General features: G+C 74.4%; 15 protein-coding genes. 9 read left to right on the top strand and 6 right to left on the bottom strand.

All coding sequences use genetic code 11. The features are described 5' to 3' along the window. The first annotated feature begins 1 nt into the window (after position 1). The 5 genes from WMF34_RS29615 to WMF34_RS29595 all read left to right on the top strand — a co-directional run bounded on the left by WMF34_RS29615 (position 2) and on the right by WMF34_RS29595 (position 5,154). Complete coding sequence (locus tag WMF34_RS29615) at positions 2-352, top strand: thiamine biosynthesis protein ThiF (protein WP_012238382.1); 351 nt, start codon at positions 2-4, stop codon at positions 350-352. Continuing rightward, complete coding sequence (locus WMF34_RS29610) at positions 349-1,299, top strand: PLP-dependent cysteine synthase family protein (RefSeq protein WP_437989908.1); 951 nt, start codon at positions 349-351, stop codon at positions 1,297-1,299. Before WMF34_RS29615 ends, WMF34_RS29610 begins: the two co-directional genes overlap by 4 nt. Continuing rightward, entirely contained in the window at positions 1,293-1,865 is a 573-nt protein-coding gene (locus WMF34_RS29605; protein ID WP_012238380.1) for a Mov34/MPN/PAD-1 family protein, read from the top strand. Before WMF34_RS29610 ends, WMF34_RS29605 begins: the two co-directional genes overlap by 7 nt. 129 nt (positions 1,866-1,994) lie before the next feature. Next, positions 1,995-3,740 carry a sulfate adenylyltransferase gene (sat, locus tag WMF34_RS29600; protein WP_012238379.1) on the top strand — a complete coding sequence of 582 codons (1,746 nt, stop codon included), beginning with the start codon at positions 1,995-1,997 and terminating at the stop codon, positions 3,738-3,740. Positions 3,741-3,801: 61 nt separating this feature from the next. Further along, on the top strand, positions 3,802-5,154 hold the full coding sequence (locus tag WMF34_RS29595; RefSeq protein WP_012238378.1) for a hypothetical protein: 1,353 nt from the start codon (positions 3,802-3,804) through the stop codon (positions 5,152-5,154). Between the two features lie 6 nt (positions 5,155-5,160). On the opposite strand, the gene WMF34_RS29590 is transcribed toward WMF34_RS29595, so the two are convergent. From WMF34_RS29590 to WMF34_RS29570, 5 genes are all read right to left on the bottom strand, one after another. Then, complete coding sequence (locus WMF34_RS29590; RefSeq protein WP_437989907.1) at positions 5,161-7,134, bottom strand: serine/threonine protein kinase; 1,974 nt, start codon at positions 7,132-7,134, stop codon at positions 5,161-5,163. Between the two features lie 419 nt (positions 7,135-7,553). Next, positions 7,554-7,877, bottom strand: a complete 324-nt coding sequence (gene trxA / locus WMF34_RS29585; RefSeq protein ID WP_012238376.1) for a thioredoxin — start codon at positions 7,875-7,877, stop codon at positions 7,554-7,556. A 223-nt stretch (positions 7,878-8,100) separates the two neighbouring features. After that, the gene (locus tag WMF34_RS29580; RefSeq protein WP_012238375.1) at positions 8,101-8,547 is read right to left on the bottom strand and encodes an Rrf2 family transcriptional regulator; all 447 of its coding nucleotides are present in this window, start codon (positions 8,545-8,547) and stop codon (positions 8,101-8,103) included. A gap of 111 nt (positions 8,548-8,658) precedes the next feature. Then, entirely contained in the window at positions 8,659-10,455 is a 1,797-nt protein-coding gene (locus WMF34_RS29575; protein WP_437989906.1) for a hypothetical protein, read from the bottom strand. A 112-nt stretch (positions 10,456-10,567) separates the two neighbouring features. Continuing rightward, positions 10,568-12,022 (bottom strand): PLP-dependent aminotransferase family protein, encoded by a 1,455-nt coding sequence (locus WMF34_RS29570; RefSeq protein WP_012238373.1) that lies wholly within the window; start codon positions 12,020-12,022, stop codon positions 10,568-10,570. 154 nt (positions 12,023-12,176) lie between these two features. On the opposite strand from WMF34_RS29570, the gene yedA reads away from it, so the two are divergent. Continuing rightward, positions 12,177-13,361, top strand: a complete 1,185-nt coding sequence (gene yedA, locus WMF34_RS29565; protein WP_437989905.1) for a drug/metabolite exporter YedA — start codon at positions 12,177-12,179, stop codon at positions 13,359-13,361. A 148-nt stretch (positions 13,362-13,509) separates the two neighbouring features. Beyond that, positions 13,510-14,604 (top strand): SMP-30/gluconolactonase/LRE family protein, encoded by a 1,095-nt coding sequence (locus tag WMF34_RS29560; RefSeq protein WP_437989904.1) that lies wholly within the window; start codon positions 13,510-13,512, stop codon positions 14,602-14,604. A 34-nt stretch (positions 14,605-14,638) separates the two neighbouring features. Here the strand turns inward: WMF34_RS29560 and WMF34_RS29555 are convergent, their stop codons facing one another. Then, the gene (locus WMF34_RS29555) at positions 14,639-14,923 is read right to left on the bottom strand and encodes a hypothetical protein (RefSeq protein WP_012238370.1); all 285 of its coding nucleotides are present in this window, start codon (positions 14,921-14,923) and stop codon (positions 14,639-14,641) included. A 347-nt stretch (positions 14,924-15,270) separates the two neighbouring features. On the opposite strand from WMF34_RS29555, the gene WMF34_RS29550 reads away from it, so the two are divergent. Beyond that, positions 15,271-17,541: a hypothetical protein gene (locus WMF34_RS29550; protein WP_012238369.1), complete on the top strand. Its 2,271-nt coding sequence runs from the start codon at positions 15,271-15,273 to the stop codon at positions 17,539-17,541. Between the two features lie 15 nt (positions 17,542-17,556). Next, the gene (locus WMF34_RS29545; RefSeq protein ID WP_437989903.1) at positions 17,557-19,857 is read left to right on the top strand and encodes a M20/M25/M40 family metallo-hydrolase; all 2,301 of its coding nucleotides are present in this window, start codon (positions 17,557-17,559) and stop codon (positions 19,855-19,857) included. Positions 19,858-19,939 lie beyond the last annotated feature (82 nt).

Below are 19,939 nucleotides of genomic sequence, written 5' to 3'. Positions count from 1 at the left end.
GGTGGACGACCCGCGCTATCTCCGCCAGGTGTTGCTCGCGGAGATCGGTCCAGAGGGACAGGCGAGGCTCGGGGCGGCGACGGCGCGCGTGCTCGGCGGCGGCAGCGACGCGCCGCCGCTCGCGCACGAGGTGGCGGAGCGCTACGCGCGCGGCGCCGGCTTCGGCGCGCTCGCGGACGGCGCGATCGACCTCGCCGCGCTCGCGCCCGCGGACCTCGTCGCCTCGCCCGCCGCGCGCGCCGTGCTCGCCGGCGCGCGCGCGGCGCTCGCCGAGATGCGCGCCGCGCTGGCCCTGGGCAGCGCCGCGGGGAGCGCGGGGCAGGGGAGCGCGGGGGAGGTCGACCCGTCATGAGGCACTCGCTCGCCCGCTCCCGCCGCCTGGGATCGGTCGTCGACGCCGTGGGCGACACGCCGCTCTTGCGCCTCTCGCGCGTCGGCCGCGACTCGCCGTCGGTCGAGGTCTACGCCAAGCTCGAGTTCGCGAACCCCGGCGGCTCGGTGAAGGATCGCGCCGCGCTGCGGATGATGACCCGCGCCGCCGCGGACGGGCGCCTCACCAGCCAGAAGACGCTCATCGACTCGACGAGCGGCAACACCGGGGTCGCCTACTCGCTCTTCGGCGCGGCGATGGGCTTCAAGGTGGCGCTCGTCATGCCGTCGAACGTGTCGAAGGCGCGCAAGGACATCGCGCGCGCGTTCGGCACGGAGCTCATCTTCAGCGACCCGATGGAGGGCTCCGACGGCGCGATCCGCCTCGTGCGCTCGCTGGTCGAGAAGGATCCGGAGCGGTACTTCTACCCGGATCAGTACTCGAACGAGGACAACCCGCTCGCCCACTACCACGGCACGGCGCGCGAGATCCTGGAGGCGGTCGGCGACAGGATCACGCACTTCGTGGCCGGCATCGGCACGAGCGGCACCATCGTCGGGACGAGCCGGCGCCTGCGCGAGCACCACCGCCCGATCCGCTGCATCGCCGTGGAGCCCACGGAGGCGCTCCACGGGCTGGAGGGGCTCAAGCACCTGCCGAGCTCGCTCGTGCCCGCCATCCACGACGAGGGCGCGTACCACGAGACGATGCGCATCACGACCGAGGACGGCTGGGACATGTCCGATCGCCTCGCGCGCGAGGAGGCGCTGCACGTGGGGCACTCGGGCGGCGCGGCCGTCTTCGCGGCCTTCGAGATCGCGAAGCGCCTGCACCGCGAACAGCAAGGGGGGTGCGTCGTGGCGATTGTCCCGGACCGGGGCGACCGCTATTTTGCGCCCATGAAATGGGAGAAGCGTTACGTATGGTGATGTCTCCACAGCCGTGGACCGCCGGTGGGGTCGTCCTCAAGGCGAGCGTGCTCAAGGCGGTCGAGGACGAGGCGCTCGCGGGCTACGCGCGCGACGAGGAGGCCTGCGGGTACCTGAAGGGGCCCGCGGACGAGCCGCTGCTCTGCGACGAGCACGTCCGGATGGACAACATCGCGAACAAGCTCCACGCCATCGATCCGGAGCGGTACTTCCGGACGGCGCGGACGTTCTTCGATTTCAACGGCAAGCGCTTCTCCGACGCCGTCGAGAAGGGCGCCTCGGCGGGGCGCCCGGTGAAAGTGCTCTATCACTCGCACCTCGACGCCGGCGCTTACTTCAGCCCGACGGACGCCGCCATGATGAGCGGCGGCGAGCCGCCGGCCGAGGAAGGGGGCCAGATCGTGCTGGGGCCCGGGCCGGCGTTCCCGCTCGCGTTCCTCGTCACCAGCGTGCGCGGCGGCTCCGGCGAAGGGCGCCCGGAGGAGGCGCCCCGCATCGCGGAGCACCGCCTCTTCGTGTGGGACGGCGCCGCCTTCGTCGCGTCGACGTTCTCCGTGGTCGATTGAGCTCATCGCGCCGGGGCGCGCGTCGACGCGCTCTCGCGCAGCCCTCCTCCGCTCGTTGAGGGGTCTGCACCCGAGGCCCGGAGCGGCCGAGTCCGTAGTCGTCACTTGATCATCGAAGGAGTTGCCTAAATGTCAGGTTTTGTTGTCTGGTTCACCGGTTTGAGCGGCGCTGGCAAGAGCACGCTCGCGGCGATGCTCTCGGCCGAGCTCCGCGCCCGCTCCGTCCACGTGGAGGTGCTCGACGGCGACGAGGTGCGCACCAACCTCTCGAAGGGCCTCGGGTTCTCGAAGGAGGACCGCGATACGAACATCCGGCGAATCGGATACGTGGCGAAGCTCATCGCCCGGTCGGGCGCGTGCGCGATGACGGCCGCCATCAGCCCTTACAAGGCGATCCGTGACGAGCAGCGGGCCCAGATCCCCCACTTCGTCGAGGTGTTCTGCTCCTGCGAGATCCCCGTGCTCGCCGAGCGCGACGCGAAGGGGCTCTACAAGAAGGCGCTCGCGGGCGAGATCAAGAACTTCACGGGCATCGACGATCCGTACGAGGCGCCCGAGAGCCCCGAGGTGGTCGTCGACACCGGCAAGGAGACGAAGGAGGAGAGCCTCGCCAAGATCCTCGCCAAGCTCGAGGAGCTCGGCTACGTCCCGCGCCGCGGCGCCGCGGTCGCCGTGTCCGGCGCGGCCGCCGCGGGGGCGGCCGCGGGCGGAGCGCGCGGGCTCATCGCGCCGCACGGCGGCGAGCTCGTGAACCGGTGGGTCGAGGGCGCGGCGAAGGCGTCGCTCGCGGAGCGGGCGAAGGGGCTGCCGGTCATCGAGCTCGACGAGCGGACCGAGAGCGACGTCGAGATGATCGCGATCGGGGCGTTCTCCCCGCTGCGCGGCTTCATGAACTCGAAGGACTACCTGCGCGTCGTGCGCGAGATGCGGCTCGAGAGCGGCCTGCCGTGGTCGATGCCGATCACGCTCGCCGTCTCCGAGCAGGCGGCCGAGGGGCTCCGCGTGGGCTCCGAGGCGGCGCTCCGCGCGCGCGACGGCCGCATCGTCGCGGTCATCGAGCTGAGCGACAAGTGGCGGCCGAACAAGGAGCTCGAGGCGCAGGAGGTGTTCCGGACGACCGAGACGAAGCACCCGGGCGTCGCGTACCTGATGAGCACGGGCCCCGTGTACCTCGGCGGCGAGATCCGCGTGCTGGAGCGGCCCGTCGACTCGGCGTTCCCGGCGTACGACCGGAGCCCGGCGACGACGCGGGCGTACTTCGCCGAGAAGGGCTGGCGCCGCATCGTCGGGTTCCAGACGCGGAACCCGATCCACAGGGCGCACGAGTTCATCACCAAGACGGCGCTGGAGATCTGCGACGGCCTGATGATCCACCCGCTCGTCGGCGCGACCAAGTCGGACGACATCCCGGCGGACGTGCGGATGCGTTGCTACGAGGAGCTCATCGCGAAGTACTATGTGAAGGACCGCGTGCTCCTCTCGATCTACCCGGCGGCGATGCGCTACGCGGGGCCGCGCGAGGCGATCTTCCACGCGCTGGCGCGCAAGAACTACGGCTGCTCCCACTTCATCGTGGGGCGCGATCACGCCGGCGTCGGCAGCTACTACGGCACGTACGACGCGCAGGAGATCTTCAATGCCTTCAGCCCCGGAGAGCTCGGCATCACCACGCTCAACTTCGAGAACGCGTTCTACTCGACGGTGGTCGGCGCGATGGCCACGGCGAAGACGGCGCCTGGTGATGCGTCGACGCAGGTCAACCTGTCCGGGACGAAGGTGCGCGAGCTGCTCCAGCGCGGCGAGCTGCCGCCGCCGGAGTTCTCCCGTCCGGAGGTCGCGCGCATCCTCATCGAGTCGATGCGCAGCTCGTCGTAGCCCCGGGCGCCTGAGGGCCGCGGCGGGCGGCGCCGCCGAGCGGGGCCGCGCGGCATCAGGCATGGCGCGCGTGGCGCGGGCCGCGCGCGCGGCGGCCCTCTCGCTCCTCGCCGCGCTCGCCGGCGTCTCCGCGGGGACGCCGGCGCGCGCGGATCTCAGCGACGACGCCGCGCGCGTGGCGCGGATGTGGTCGCTCTCGGGCGCGCGCGTCGCGCGCCTCTCCCCCATCTTCCTCGAGCACGGCCGCGCCCGGGTCGTGGCGATCGATCCGCCCGCCGGCCCGGCCCGCGTGGCTGGCGCCGCCGGCGCGGCGGCGGACGAGTGCCTCACCGCCGCGTTCCTCGCGCCGCGCACGGCGGAGTTCACGCTCTCTCCCGACGGGCCGTCGGGCGGCGTCCCCGCCTTCGAGGGCCTCCTCCAGCAGCTGCGCGGCGCGGAGCCCGAGGACGACCGCCGCGTCCCGAGCGTCGCCGGGGTCGCGGCCATCACGCGGTGCGGGGCCGAGCGCGAGGGGCTGCGCCGCGTGGTGATCGAGGTGCTGTCGACGCGCAGCGCGTTCGACGTCGTCGTCGCCGCGTCGAGCGGGCCGCTGGAGCGCGTCGAGGCCATCCTGCCGGAGCGCGCGTCCGGGCCCGTCGCGCCCCGCGGCGACCCCGGGCGGCCCTCCGAGCCGGGGCCGCTCGACGCCCGGGTCGCGCGGGCCGCGCGGCGCGCGCTCGCGGAAGGGGCGCCGCGCGTCGCTCCGACCGACATGCGCGCCTCGTCGATCGGGACGGGGCAGTTCTCGGTCAAGCTCCCCGAGGGCTGCCACCGCCTCGACCTGATGGCCGAGGTCCCGAGCGCCGCGTTGCGCCGCGCGACCGACCTCGACGCCGAGGCGCGCGAGGGGACCACGGGCAGGCTGCTCGATCGCGACAGGTCCGACGCGCCCGACGCGCGGCTCGATTTCTGTCTGGGCGAGCAGGGGGTCGTCGAGGTGCCCTTCCTCGGGGCCGCGGGGCCGGTGAAGGTCGTGCTGTCCGACGCGCAGTGGCCGATGTCCGCGTTCGTGCCGGCTCACTTCGGCGCGCGCGCCCGGGGCAACCTGGCCGCCGCGCTGCGCCGCCGCCACGCGCCCGCGCCGCGCGCGCAGGCGATCACCGAGGCGATCGGCGCGCAGGGCGACACGCTCGTCCCGGTCCAGGTCGAGCCGGGCCGCTGCTACTTCGCGGCGGCGGCGCTGGCCCGGGGCGAGCTGCGCGCGCTCCGGATCTCCGTCGAGCTCGGCGACCGCGCCGGGCGCGACGACGCCGGCGAGAACGGCGAGAGCGCCGGCGTGGCGTTCTGCTCCGAGATCGAGGAGAGCGCCGCCCTCCGCGTGTCCGCGCGCGGCGGCTCGCCGGTCTGGGTCGTCGCGGTCTGGCCGATGGACTGACCCCGCTCACCCCGCGGCGTGGGGGCGCCTCGGGCGGCGGCGCGGGGCCTGCTCCGGGCCTGGGCCGGCCGCGGCGCCGGGCTGGGCCCGCTCCGGCAGCAGCTGGCGGAGCTGCCAGGCCTGCAGGAACGCCCGTCGCTCCGCGGCGCGCAGCGCGTGCTGGTGCTGGCCCATCATGAACGCCGGCACGACCAGCATGAACAGGGTCGTCAGCGTCAGCGCCGTCATCGTCGCGATCTTCGAGTGCTCGACGGCCTGGGGCAGGATGACCATCGCGCCGCCCGCGAACTCGTACGAGCGGGGCAGGACGCCCGAGTACTCGATCCACGAGGCGGCCAGCACCGCGACGCAGCTGGTCACGACGACGGCGACGCGGTAGGCCGTCCGGTACGTGAACGAGTTGCCGTACGTGAGGATGACGAGCAGCATCGGCATGAAGAGCAGCGGGCCGAAGCCGCGCCCGATGCACAGGAAGCTGAGCACGTTGAAGACGAAGCCGGCGTAGGCGTACCACTCCGCGGACGGGCGGTGGACGACGCGCGCGGCGAGGAACTTCATCAGCGCCGCCAGGGCGGTGAAGCCCAGGATGAAGGCGAAGACCTGCCACTCCCGGATGCCGAGCCACACCGCGGCGACCAGCGTCGCGATCGCCGTCGCGAGCAGCTCGGCGCGCATGCCCGCGCGCAGCTGCAGCCGGTGCCGCGCCGCCGCGGCCGCGTCCAGCTCGGCGAGCACCTCCGCCGGCATCTCGCGAGGCGGCTCGGTCAGGACGCGCCGGAGCGTCTCCAGCGCGCGCTCGTTGGACGGATCGAAGGCGAGCGCCTGGCCGACCTCGCTGAGCAGCGCCTTCCGCGCGCCCTCGGCTTCCTTGCCGCCGGCGAGCGCCTCCGCCACGCGCTCCTCGGCCAGCCCCGCGTGCCGCGCGGCGAGGTCGCGGCGGAGCTCCACGTCCTTGTCGCCGTCGAGGAACCGCTCGACCGCCTCGTAGAGCGCGCGGGCGGACGGGTAGCGCTCGGAGGGCTCGCGCCGCGTCGCCGTCACGCAGATCGCGTCGAGCTCCGGCGGCACCTCGCGCTCGGGCGCGCGCACCGACGCCCGCGCGTCGGCGCCGTGGAGGAGCGAGTCGAGCATCTCGGTGCGGTCCTTCTTCGGGTGCAGCGGCTTGAGCGTGAGGAGCTCGAAGAGGATCGCGCCGAGCGAGTAGATGTCGCTGCGCACGTCGAGCGTGTCGACGCACCCCTGCGCCTGCTCCGGCGACATGTACCCGAGGGTCCCGAGCACGTCGCCCGGGATGGTCCGCGTGCTCATGGGATCTTCGCCCATGTCGATCGTCTGGAGCGGCGTGTCGATGAGCTTCGCGACGCCCCAGTCGAGCAGGTACACCTCGCCGAAGTCGCCGAGCATGATGTTGGCGGGCTTGAGGTCGCGGTGGAGCACGCCGCGCGAGTGCGCGAAGTCGACGGCGATGCAGATCGACGAGAAGGCGGTGAGCAGCCTGCGGCGCGAGAAGCTCTGGAGCGCCGTCGGGTCGCCCTCGCGGAGCTCGTTCAGGATCCTCGCCAGCGTGAGGCCCCGGAGGCGCTTCATCGTGAAGTACGCCGAGCCCTTGTTGTCCACGCCGAGGTCGTAGACGGGCACGATCGACGGGTGCTCGAGCTGGCCCTGCACCCGGGCCTCGCGGAGGAACCGGTGGCGCAGCGTCGTGTCGCCCTGGTGCTCGGCGCGGATGACCTTCATGGCCACGTCGCGGCCGATGCGGCGGTCCCTGCAGAAGTGGACCTCGCCCATCCCCCCGACGCCGAGCAGCGACCGCATCTCGTAGCGGGGGCCGTCGCTGGACAGATCCGTGAGCTCCGCGCGGGCGCGGCCGAGGCTCACGGGGGTGGGGCTCTGGCCGTGCGAATCTCCGCCCTTTCCGCGAGATTTTCGCATCTCGGGGAGCTGCTCGAGCGTCTCGAAGTCGTCGTCGAACAGGGCCATGGCGTCCGGGAAGCCAGGCTCGGTCGCGCCGTGCCAGAAATACCCACATCGGCAGGGCTCCGCGTGGCGACCCTCGACCGCCTCGACGGACGGCAGCGAGCGGCGTTGCGGAGTGCTGGGCTTCCTCGGACGAGAAAATCTCGTATCGGGTGGTCATGTCAACGGGATGCTGCGTCCGTAGAAGACGGCCGACGCGCAATGCGACGGCCGCGCGCCGCGCACATCCCGTGCGGCCGGGGTGAAGGCGGGTGCCGCTCACGAAATGCAGGTCAATGTCGGGTTTTCAGCGGTCCTGGCGCGCGCTGTGGTGGCGTCTCCGTCGCGCAGGGGGGCCCGATGTGGGGCACGTCACGGCGCGGGCGTTCGCCGGTGGCGGCTAGAGATGCGCGATGCGCTCGAGGTGCTCGCGCTCGGCGTGCTCAACGTCCGAGGAGCGCGAGCAGCGTCTTCTTGTTCGTGAGGCCGACGTGCCGCCCGACGGGCTCGCCCTTCTGGAAGGCGACCACCGTCGGCAGGCCGCGGATGCCGAAGCGCTGCGCGGCCTCGGGCGAGGCGTCGACGTCGAGCTTGACCACCTTGACCTCGCCCGCCGTCTCGGCGGCGATCTCATCGACGATCGGCGCGAGCCGCTTGCAGGGGGCGCACCAGGATGCCGAGAAGTCCACGAGCACCGGCGTGTCCGTCTGCAGGACCTCCTGCGCGAAATTCAGGTCGTTGACTTCGATGACATGGCTGCTGCCCATGGCGCTGTCCTTTCGGTTGTCTCGGGATTGAGCGGGCCCTGGCCGCGATGCGCCGGCCCGATGCCGGCGCGATCCTCGACAGCCACGCTCGCTCCAACTGTTATATGCACGGTTTCAGTTTCTGCCAGGGGAGCGGCTCGGCCGCCCGCAGGGATGGCGGCCTCGCGTGTGTCCCGGGCAGGGGGCCGGCGCGGCGTCGCCGCGCGGCCAGGCGCCTCCGCGATCAGCCGGCCTTGACCGGCGCAGGCGCCGGGCGGCCGAGGTGCTGCGCCCGGAGCGCGATGTCCGCGACGGTCTTCTGCGCGAGGCCGCGCAGCAGCCCTGCGTTGGCCGCCTCCGCGACCTCGTCGAACGCCCGCTGGATCCCCGACCCGATCGGGCACCTCGCGTTCGGCTCGCACGGGCTCGGCGCGATGGCGCCTTCCGGCTCGACGGCGGCGTACACCTCGCTCAGCCGGATCTTCTTCGCCGGCCTCGCCAGGCGATAGCCGCCCGAGCGGCCCTCCCGCGCCTCGATGAGCCCGGCCTGCGACAGCCGCGCGAGGATGCGCCGCAGGAAGGCCGGGTTCGTGTTGATGCTCGCCGACAGCGCGTCGCTCGCGCAGCTCTCGTCGGCCTGGGCGAGCAGCGCGAGGGCGTGCGTGGCGATGGCGAAGCGACCCGAGGACATCGAACGGCCCCTCGGCCGTTATCTGAGGGCTCGGGGGGTTCCGCTGTCAAGGCGCGGCGGGCGGTCGAGCGTTCGTGCGCGAGCGCTCGACCGCCCGCCGCGCCTGCTCACTCAGCGCGACCTGGGCGAGGTGCGGATCAGCACGAGGGCGTCTCCCTTGCCGTCCGCGAGGCGCAGCTCGATCGACGCGGGGACGGCCGCCGGGCCGGCGCAGCGGCTGTCGGACACGACGTGCCGCGCCCTGGCGAGCGAGCTCTCGCCCGTCGAGGTGTCGACGAGCCGCAGGTCGACGCCCGCGCCGTCGGCGTCGAGCGCCGCGATCACCTCGGCGCACGTGTTGGCCGGGATCGGGAGCGGGAGGATCTTGAGGCGCGCGGCGTCGAGCGCCACCGCCTGCGCGCCGGCCGCCCCCGCGGCGTCGGCGGGGCCGGCGGCGCTCATGCGCCCGAGCAGCCTCGCGGCGGCGAGCGGACGGGCGACGAGCGCCGGCGGGGCCTCGGGCTCCTTGCGGACCTCCACGGCGAACGGGCCAGGCTGCGCCATCGACTCGACGTCGACGCGGGCGGGGCCGCCGCGCCCGCAGGTGAAGAGCGTCGCCCGGGCGCCGCCCCGGGCGCGGCCGAGGAGGGCGTGGCCCTCGCTCCAGAGCTCCGCGAGCACGTCGGCGAGCGGCTTGCCGGCCAGCACGTCGATCCGCGCGCAGCCGGCCGGCAGCTCGATCGGCAGCGTCGTCCGGCTGCCGAGCCGCGCGGCCCCGGTCGACACGCGCGGCGCGCCGTAGCCCCGGCCGGCGAGCGCGCGGGCGTGGTCCGCCCGCGCCTCGGCGAGGTCGCGGCCCTCGGTCACGCGCTCGATCGGCGTGGCGCCGGAGATCTCCGCCTCGGCGCCCGGCTGCGAGCGGCCCACGACCACGGCCACGAGGCCCTGCGTGCCGCGCGAGCGGATCGCGATCGAGAGCTCGACGGAGACCGCCGAGCAGAGGAGCAGCGAGCGATCCTGGCCCCGCTCGCGCGCGCGCGCGACGACCCTGCCGGTCTCGTCCTCCGCGACCACCTCGAGCGAGGCGACCTCGTCGCTCGGGGAGACGAGCACGTCGAGGCAGCGGCCGCCGTCGAGGGTGGCGCCGATCCGGCTCGCGGTCCTCGATCCGACGGGCAGCGCGACGCGCCGGACGTCGTCCCAGCGCGCGCCGACCGCGGCGCGGCGCGCCCTGATCTTCGCCTCCAGGCCGGGCCACGACTCGAGGCGCCCGCTCTCGTCGCCGGACCTGCCGCGCGCGCCGACGGCGCGGGCGACCGCGTCGGCCGCCTTGACCGGGACGCTCTGCACGCCGACGCTCACCGCCCCGGCGCCCGACATCACGCGCGCCATGACATAGAGCCTCCGCGGGTGCGGCGGGCAGACGAGGATGGACGCGCGCGCGTCGGCGGCCTCGTCCGTCGAGAAGGCGCTGCCGTCGTCCTCGAAGGCGAACAGGTCGACGTCGCTGATCGTCGGCGAGACACGCGCCATCGCGAGCATGCACTCGCCGGCGGGCACCTCGACGAAGGCGCCGAGCCGATCGCCGTCGGACGCCATGTCCGCGCCGATCACCCGGAGCGCGCTCGCGCCCGCCTGCGCTGCGCGCTGCGCGTCCCCGCCGAGGAGGGTGCTGCCGTCGATGCGATCCGGCAGCGCGCGCAGCGTCTCCGGCGCCGGCGCGCCCGGCGAGGCGATCGCCCCGGCGCCGCAGGCAGGCAGGACGGCGAGCGAGGCCGCGAGCGCCCAGGCCGCGCGGGCGGGCGATGGAGCCGCGGCGCGGGCGGGCTCGGGCGGGCGGCGCGCAGGCAGGATCGGGAGCGCAGGCCGCAGCGCGGGCGTCGGCGGGGGCGCGGGCGAAGGAAGGGACGCGGGATGTCGGGGGCGCAAGGCGTTGGGCTCGTCGGGGCGGGCGCTCGATCGAGAGGGGAGGTTCTACTTCAGCGCGGGTACGGCATCCAGGGCGCGCCGGCCGCCGCCGGGGCCGCGGCCGTCCACCGCGTCATCCCTCGGCGGTCTCGGCGCAGATCCGTCCGAGCGTCCGGACCGCGTGCTCGCTGAGCTCCGTGAACGGGTAGCCGCAGTTCACCCGGATGTAGTTCGAGAAGCGGTGCTTGGCCGAGAAGATCGGCCCCGGCGCGACGCTGATGCCGTGCTCGAGCGCGCGCTCGTGCACGTCGAGCGCGCTCGTGCCGGACGGCAGCTCGACCCAGAGCACGAAGCCGCCGGCGGGGCGCGAGACGCGGGTGCCGGGCGGGAAGTGCTCGGCGATCGCCTCGCTCATGCGCGCGATCTGGGCGGCGAGCCGGCGCCGGAGCGTCCGCAGGTGGTGGTCGTACCCGCCGATCTCGAGGAACTCGGCGATCGCCATCTGCGGCAGCGTCGCGGTCGCCACGCTCTGCGCGAACTTGAGCTGCTCGACCTCGTCGAGGAAGCGGCCGGGCGCCGTCCAGCCGACCCGGTAGCCCGGCGCCACCGTCTTCGTGAACGACGAGCAGAGCATCACGAGGCCCTTCTTGTCGAACGCCTTGGCGGGGCGGGGGCGGACGTCGCCGAAGTGCACGTCGCCGTAGATGTCGTCCTCGATGAGCGGCACCTCGCGGCGCGCGAGCATCGCGACGAGGCGCTCCTTCGCCTCGTCGGGCATGGCGCTGCCGAGGGGGTTGTTGAAGTTCGGGATCGCGAGGCACGCCTTGATGCGGTGGCGGCCCAGCATCTCCTCGAGGACGTCGAGGTCCATGCCGGTGCGGGGGTGCGACGGGACCTCGAGCGCCTTGATGCCGAGGCTCTCGATGAGCTGGAGGAGCCCGTAGTACGCCGGCGACTCCAGCGCGACCGTGTCGCCCCGGCGGGCGACCGCGCGCAGGCAGAGGTGGAGCGCCTCCATGGCGCCGACCGTCGTCACGATGTCGTCGGGGGAGAGCGCGACGCCCCACTCGACCGAGCGCCGGGCGATCTGCCGCCGCAACGCCGGCAGGCCGGGCGGCGGATCGTACGAGACGCCGGCGCCGCCCGCGCTCCGCGCGATCGCGCTGAGGATCCGGTTCAGCTTGTCGGTCGGCAGGAGCTCCGGGCTCGGGCACGCCGCGCCGAACGGGACGATGTGCGGGTCCCGGCACGCCCGGTAGACCTTGGAGACGAGGCTCTTCACGCTGACCCGCGTGGCGGTCGTGCAGGCGCGCGCGGCCCGGGGCTCGGGCAGCGCCGCGCCCCGGCGGGCGCGGACATAGTGCCCCGACTGCGGGCGCGCCTCGATGAGCCCGCGGTTCTCGAGCTGCATGTACGCCTGCAGCACCGTCGCGACGCTGACCCCCTGCTGCCGGCTGAGCCGCCGCACCGACGGGATCCGGTCGCCCGGCCGCAGCGCGCCGCGCGCGATCAGATCCGCGACGTGCGCGGCGACGCGGTCGTAGAGGTGGGCCTCGTCCTCCGGCTCGATGGGCGCCTGCACCTGCACGAGACGAAGTGTACAGCCGGGCGGGCCCTGCGGTACCGGTACAGCTGCGGGGCGTGAGGACCAGCACAGTCGCCTGTTCCGGAAACTGTACTGGCCTCAATTACCGGCCGACTGCCTCTGTACCGGTCGCTCGCTTGACCCCACCCTTCGGGGCATGAAATTGACCTCACTTGTTTCGGAGCCGCCATCGCGCCTCCTGGAGCCGTCACGGATCGAGCTCGGGAAGGGTCGCCTGTGGACGCACCGCCTGCGGGGCGGCCCGCTGCTCCTGAGCTGTACCGCCGGCGCGGTCTGGATCACCCGCGAGGGGGCGCCGGAGGACGTGGTGCTGGAGGCCGGCTCCAGCTATGGAGGCGAGGGGCGCGGGCTCCTCGTGGTGGAGGCGCTCGAGCCGGCGCAGATCGCGGTGGCGAGAGGCGAGGCAGGGAAGACGCTGCGCGCGGCGCTGGCGAAGGCGCGGGGGAGCTGGCTGGTGCTGCTCTCGCTCCTCGCGCTGTACGTGATCTGGGGCTCGACGTACCTGGCGGTCTCGGTCGCGCTCGAGACGATGCCGCCCTTCTTGCTGGCCGGGACGCGCTTCATGACGGCGGGCGCGCTGCTCTACGGCGTGCTCCGGCTGCGCGGCGCCCCTCGCCCGACGCTGCGGCAGTGGGGCGCGGCGGCGCAGGTCGGGGTGCTGCTGCTCGTCTTCGGCAACGGGTTCGTCGTCGTCTCGCAGCAGTGGGTGAGCTCGGGCGTCGCCGCGGTCGTGGTGTCCACGATGCCGCTCTGGCTGGCGCTCTTCGCCACCGCGCGAGGCCGGAGCGCCGCCGGCGGCGCGCCCGCCGGCGCCCCGGCGGTCTCCCGGCGCGAGTGGATCGGGCTCCTGGTCGGGTTCGCGGGCGCGGCGCTCCTCCACCTCGGCGGCGATCTCCACGCGGCGCACGCCGGGGCCCTGCTCATCTTGCTGGCCCCCGTGTCGTGGGCGCTCGGCTCGCTGTACAGCCGCTCGCTGCCGCTCCCGGAAGGGCCGATGGCGGTCGCGGCGGAGATGCTCGCGGGCGGCGCGGTGATGCTCGGGGTGAGCGCGCTCTCGGGCGAGCACCTCGAGGCGGCGCCCTCATCGCGGTCGCTCCTCGCGCTCGCCTATCTGGCGGTGTTCGGATCGATCGTGGCCCTCAGCGCGTACACGTACCTGCTCCGGAGCACGCGCCCGGCGATCGCGACGAGCTACGCGTATGTGAACCCGATCGTCGCCATCGCGCTCGGCGTCCTGCTCGGCGGCGAGCGGGCCTCCGCGACGACCTGGGCCGCGGCGGCCATCGTCGGCGCCGGCGTCGTCATCGTCTCGCGGCGCTAGGCGCGCCGCGCTGCGCTCACGGGCCACCCCGCCCCGCCACGCTCCGACGGCGCGTCGCGCCGGCCGCCTTCGCGCCCCGGGCGCGCGCCGTCGACCGTAGGCAATGCGGGGGGCGGCGTGTAGTGTGCGCGGCGAGGAGGCGAGATAGATGAAGAGAGGGTACCGGCTGCTCGGCTGGGCGCTGCTCCTGCTCGGGGCGCCGCCGGCGTGCAGCGGCGGCCGCGTCGGCGCCGCGTCGAGCAGCGGGGCGAGCGCGGGCGCCGGCGAAGGCGGCGGCGCGGCCACGAGCACCGGAGAGGGCGGCGGCGCGGCTGTGGGCGCCGGAGAGGGCGGCGGCGCGGGTGTGGGCGCCGGAGAAGGCGGCGGGGCGGCAGTCGGCGCGGGCGCGGGCGCGGGGCCGAGCGGCGAGTGCGCGGCGCTCGCGCCCGGGCCCTTCGAGCCGGCGCTGGTCGCGGCCGAGTTCAGCGGCAGCGAGGATTTCGTGTTCGACGGCCGCGGCTACCTCGTCGCCAAGCGGGGGCCGAACCTCATCCGCTTCGACGCCACGGGCCGGACCTCGAACTTCGCGTCGCTGCCGGGCCCCGTGCCCGGGCTCCGGTACCGGCCCGACGGGACCCTCGTGGCGGCGCGGCCGGAGCTGGGCGCCGTCGTCCAGATCTCGGCGACCGGAATGGTCGACGACTACGTGACAGGCCTCACGGACCCGAACGGCCTCGCTCCGGACGCGCTGGGCAACGTCTGGGCGACCGACCTCGCGGGCGATCGGGTGATCCGCCTCAACCCCGATGCCACGATCGACGAGATCGCGAGCGGCGCCCCCGAGGTGAGCGAGCCGAACGGAATCGTCTTCGACCCGGCGCGATGGGCGGTTTTCTACACCAACTCCTCTGCCGGCGAGATCCGCAAGATCGACCTGAACAACCCTGGCGAACCTCCCTCGCTCGTGGTCACGGTCGCCTCGTCCGTGCTCGACGGACTCGTTCTCGATACGTGTGGTCACCTCTACACGGTCGATAGCGAGAACCGGAACCTCTATCGTGTGAGGCTCGACGCGGGCGGCGCCGCCCTGGGGGAGGCCGAGCTGCTGGCGCGCTTCCCCACCGGGGTGGCCAATGCGCAGTTCGGAGCGGGCCCGGGGTTCGATACGAGGACCCTTTACGTCGGAGGCGCGGCCGGCTCGATCTATGCTGTTGCCGTCGGCATCACCGGCGCGCCGGTCCCGGCGCCGCCAGAAGCGCCATGATGGGCGCTCCTCGGCGGCGCGCCGGAGGGGGCGCTCAGCGGGCGCCTTCCGCTGCGGCCACTTCGCCCTTCTTGAGCTTCTCTTGAAGCTCGCCGAGCTTCCCCGCCGATCGTTCGAGGGCGCGCGCGGCGCCCTCGAGCGCGATCCGCCCGTAACCGATGGCCACCCCTGCCCAGGAGGTGCCCAGCTCGCGCAGCGTCTCGACGAACGGCGGCTTGACCGCCGCCCCGGCGCTGGCGTCCGCCGCCTGCGCGGGCCCGGCGCTCCCGTTCACGCTGTTCTCGGCCTTCGGCTCCGTGATGCTCTGGGTCTCACTCATGGTCTGCCTCCCACTTCGGTATGTCCCCCCGCGACGACCGCGGGCGTACAGAAATGATGAATCCAGCGTTGACCCCCGTGCCCCGCGCGTCGCCCGCTCTCGCGGGCTCGCCAGACGCGATGTGCACTGGAGCGAGGGGCGCCCCGCCGCACGGCCGTGCCCGCGAACAGAGCCACCTCGTGGCTTCGTCGGAGGCACAATCGCGACGCCACGACACTGCGACGCGACGCGTTAACTGTCAAGGCCTCATGTCGATTTTGTTGCCGTCGTTTTTCCCTAGGTTGTTTGATGAGGACGCTGCGGCGGCCATCGCGTTCGCTCGGCAGGTCAAGGAAGGGAGTCACCCTATGTCGCTCGCGCGCTGGAACAAGGCCACGCCACCAACGCTGTTGTGGCTTCTCGTGGTGCTGTCGCTGCTCGTCGTTCCGTCGCTCTCGATGGGGCAGGCGCCTGACGCGCCGACGGCGGCGCCTGCGGCGGGCCCGGCGCCGGCGACGCCCGCGGCGAAGGGCGCCGCGGCGCAGGCGCAGGCGCACGGGCCGCCGCCGGACTCGTGGGCTGGACAGCTGGAGATGCTCTCTCGCTGGGTCGACCAGCGCGGCGGTTCGGGGGGCTGCGAGGAGCGCTGTTACGCGCTCGATCGGCTGCGCATCACGGGCGCGGTGGGCGAGGGGCCGCTCCAGTTCGAGCTCTCGGGCGGCGTGCTCACGGACCGCCCCGTGGCCGTGCCGCTCTTCGGGCCGCCGGCGCACCTCCGCATCGAGGCCACGCTCGACGATGGACGGCCCGCGTCGCGCCGCGAGGCCGCGCCGATCAGCTTCGAGGACGACCACTACTACCTCTGGACGGCCGCGCGCCGCTTCGTGCTCCGGGGCAGCCTGTGGCTCGAGGGCGACCTCACGCTCCTGGTCGCCGGTCCGCTCAACACGTTCGAGGCCGACATCACCGGCGGCTCCGTCGCCGAGGGCGCGCGGCTCTCGGGGCTCCGCGGGGCGACGCTCCACTTCACCCCCGACGGCGGCGCGGGGGGCGAAGCGGGCGCGAGCGCGGGCCCCACGGTCTTCCAGCTGTCGCGCGCGGTGCGGGTCGGTCGGGAGATCGGCTTCGAGTACCGGCTCGTCATGCGGTCGGGCAGCGACCTCGGCGTCGTGCGCCTGCCGCTGGCGTTCGGGGAGAAGGTGCTCGACGTCGCGGGCGCGAGCGGCTTCCGGGTCGAGGGCGGCGAGCTCGTGCTGCCCACCTCGGGCCGCGCCGCGGAGATGAAGATCTCGGGCACGCTCCCGAACGTCGGGGCCTTCTCGCCCGATCCGCGCTCCGCCTACGAGTGGTGGCTGTTCGAGTCCGACGCGGAGCACCGCCTCACGGTGAAGGGCGACGCGCGCCAGGTCGACGCCGCCGAGTCGCCCATCCCGCGGACCCAGGCGACGTCGCGGCTCCTGCTCGTGCAGCGAGGGCAGCGCGTCGAGGTCGCGGTCGAGCCGCTCTCGGGGGTCGAGGTCCTCGCCGCGGTGGTGCGCGACCACCGCCGCACCCTGGTCCTGACCGAGCGTGGAGACCTCGTGGCCGACGACGCGCTCACCTACGAGAACAACGGCATCGACTACCTGACCTACGCGCCGGGCGGGCGGCCGATCTACCTCGCCACCGACGGGAAGGCGCAGCGGATCATGCACCAGGGCAAGGCCGCGGAGGAGGTCCTCGTGCCGCTGCAGACGGGGAGCCACACGATCCGGGTGCAGTCGCTGGCGCAGGCGGCGGTGCACTCGCTCGGAGGGACCCTGGAGCTGCCGATGCCGAGCTACCCGCTCACCGCGAGCGAGGTGGCGCTGACGGTCGGGCTGCCCGATCGCGTGGTGCCGCTCGCGCTGCTCGGCGGCGACCGGCCGGTGTGGTTCGCGGACGCCGGCGACGCCTTCGCGGTGGCGATCGGCTTCGTGGCCGCGTGGATCGCCGTCCGCCCCGGCGGGGCGGCGAGCCGCGGGCGCGTGCGCGCGCTGCGCGCGCTGGGCGGGGTGCTCATGGCGGGCCTGTGGTTCCTGGCGCCCGCCACGTTCGTGGCGCTGCTGGTCGGCATCGCGACGGCCGTGGCGGCGTGGCTCGCGGGGCGGCTCCTCGGAGGCCGTGGCCGCGCCGCCGCGATGGTGGTGCTGCTCGGCCTGGGCGGCCTGGCGCTCCTGGTCGGGCTCTTCGCCGTCTCGGCGAGGAGCTACAGGGCGGAGCGCTGGAACTCGACGTACAGCGAGTCGGCGGCGCCGGCGCCCGCCGCCGTGCGCAGGGCCAAGGACGACGATCTGGCCAAGGGCGGCGGCGCGCTCGCCCCCGGAGGCGCGGTGCTGGAGGGGGTGACACCGGTCGCGCTGTCGCTCCCGGACTACGAGCGGGCCTTACGAGCGCGCCGCGAGCTCGTCACGCGCGAGCGCGCCTTCCGCCCCGTGCTCGTCTACACGACCTCCTCGGCGCTCGTGCCGCTCGTGCTCCTGTGGCTGGCCGGGGTGACGGCGCTCCTCGCCGCGCACCGCGCGCCGCTCACGGAGCTCTACCGGCGCGCGGCCGCGCGCCTCGCGCGCAGGCCCGAGGACGACGTCGCCCAGGGGGAGCCTCCGGCGCCGCTGCGCTGAGGCCGACCGACCGCCATGGCGTGGTCTCCTCGCCTCGCCGCGGCCCTCGCGCTCCTCGCGCTCCTCGCGCTGGTCGCGCTCCGCATCGCGCAGCTGAGCCCTCCCGACGTCGTCCCGGCGAGCGCGCCGCCCGAGGTGTTCTCGGCCGAGCGGGCCAGGGCGCACCTCGTGCACATCGCCGCCGAGCCGCGCCCCACCGGCTCGGCGGGCCACCGGCGGGCGCGCGACTACCTGCTCGCGGAGCTCTCGAAGCTCGGCGTGCAGCCCGAGGTCCAGCGCGCCTCGGTCCTCAGCCGGCAGTGGGGCCTGCCGTACGACGCGGCGCACGTCGAGAACATCGTGGCGCGGCTGCCGGGCGCGGACAGCACCCGGGCGGTCGCGCTCGTCGCGCACTACGACTCGGTGCCCGGGAGCCCGGGCGCCGCCGATGACGGCAGCGGGGTGGCGGCGCTCCTGGAGGCGCTGCGCGCCCTGAAGAGCGGCCCCCCGCTGCGCAACGACGTGCTGCTCCTGTTCACCGACGCGGAGGAGGGGGGCGTCCTCGGGGGCAAGGCGTTCATGGACGAGCACCCGCTGCGCGGCGAGGTGGGGATCGCGCTCAACTTCGACGCCCGCGGCGCCGGCGGTGTGGTCGCGATGTTCGACACCGGGCCCGGCGACGCCTTCCCCGTCCGCGAGCTCGCCAGCGCCGCGGCCTACCCGGTGGCGTCGTCGCTCTTCCCCGAGGTCGCGCGGCGCATGGGCCACAGCACCGATCTCAGCGTCTTCAAGCGGGCCGGGATCCCCGGGCTGAACTTCGCCTTCTCCGACGCCGCCGCGCACTACCACGCCCCGTCCGACACCGTGGGCAACCTCGACCTCCGGAGCGTGCAGCACGCCGGCGACTACGCGCTCTCGCTCGCGCGGCGCTTCGGCGCGCTCGACCTGCGGGATCCCGGGCGCGGAGATGCGGTGTACTTCAACACGTGGGGCGCCCACCTCGTCTCGCACCCGATCGGCTGGACGCTCCCGATCGCCGCGCTGGTCACCTGCCTGTTCGCGGGCGTGGTGCTCCACGCGGTGCGGCGGCGGGCCGCCTCGCCGGGCGGGATCGCCGCGGGGCTGCTCGCCTTCCTGGCGCTGCTCCTCGGCGTCGCCGCGGCCGTGGGCGGGCTCGCGTGGATCCTCCGCAGCGTGCACCCGGCCCTCCGGGTGATGCCGTTCGAGCCGTACAACGCGCCCGCGTACCGGCTCGCGCTCGCGCTGGTCGCGCTGGCGGCCTCCGCGGCGGGCTACCGGTTGTTCCGGCGGCGGCTCGGCGCGTGCGAGCTCGCCCTCGGCGCGCTGCTCCTGTGGCTGTTGCTCCTCGCCGCGGCCAGCCTGCTCATGCCGGGCGCCAGCTTCTACTTCGCCTGGCCGCTCGCGTTCGCCCTGCTCGGGCTCGCGGCGGTGACGATCCGGCGCGGCGACGCCCCGCCCACGCTCGCGGACGCCGCGGTCCTCGTTGCGACCGCGGTGCCGGCGGTCGCGCTGGCCGTGCCCGGCCCGTACCTGTTCTTCGTCGCGCTGGGCCTGCCGAAGGCGGCGGTGCCAGCCCTCGCCGTCGCGCTCGTCTTCGGGCTCTTCCTGCCGCACGCCGAGCTGCTCGGCGGCGGCCGCTCGCCGCGGCTCTCGCTCGCGTTCGGCGTCTCCGGCCTCACGGCGCTCCTCGTCGCCTGCGCCACCACGGGCTTCACCGAGGCGCGGCCCCGACCGGCGAGCCTCGCCTACGCGGTCGACACCGCCGCCGGGGAGGCCCACTGGCTCTCGGCCGACCGAGACCTCGACCCGTGGACCGCCGCGTACTTTCCGGACGATCGCGGGCAGGCGCCCTCGTTCGCCGTGCCGTTCGTGCGCGTGACGCGCCAGGGCGAGGCGCCGGCCCTCGCCCTGCCGGCGCCGTCGCTCACGGTGCTCGGCGATGTCCGGCGCGACGGCGTGCGGGCGCTCCGGCTCCGCGTCGCCTCATCCCGGGGAGCCCCCTGGCTGTTCGCCGAGGTGACGTCCCCGAACCGGGTGATCCGCGCCGAGGTGGACGGAAAGGGCGTGGAGGAGCGGGGTCGCGCGGCCGACGCGAAGCGCGATGTCCGCTGGGGGTTCACCTACATGGGTTTGCCGCCGGCAGGTATCGAGTGGTCGCTGGAGGTCGAGGACTCCGGGCCGATCGAGATCCGGCTGATGGACCAGACCTACGAGCTCCCGCGCGAGCTCGTGCGCGGGCCGCGGCCCAGGGAGATCATGGGCGCGCCGTACCGCCTCGCCGATTCGACGTTCGTCAGCGGGTCGTTCCGGCCTTAGCCCCGGCGGGCCCGCCGCCCTCGCTGGGCAGGAGAGGTGGAGCGGATCAGTCGAGCGGATCAGTCGAGCGGATCAGTCGAGC

The organism is Sorangium sp. So ce145 (assembly GCF_051525985.1).
Taxonomy (GTDB): domain Bacteria; phylum Myxococcota_A; class Polyangia; order Polyangiales; family Polyangiaceae; genus Sorangium; species Sorangium cellulosum_B.
Note: the sequence above shows the minus strand (reverse complement) of the source record. Positions and strands in the feature narration are given on the sequence as shown.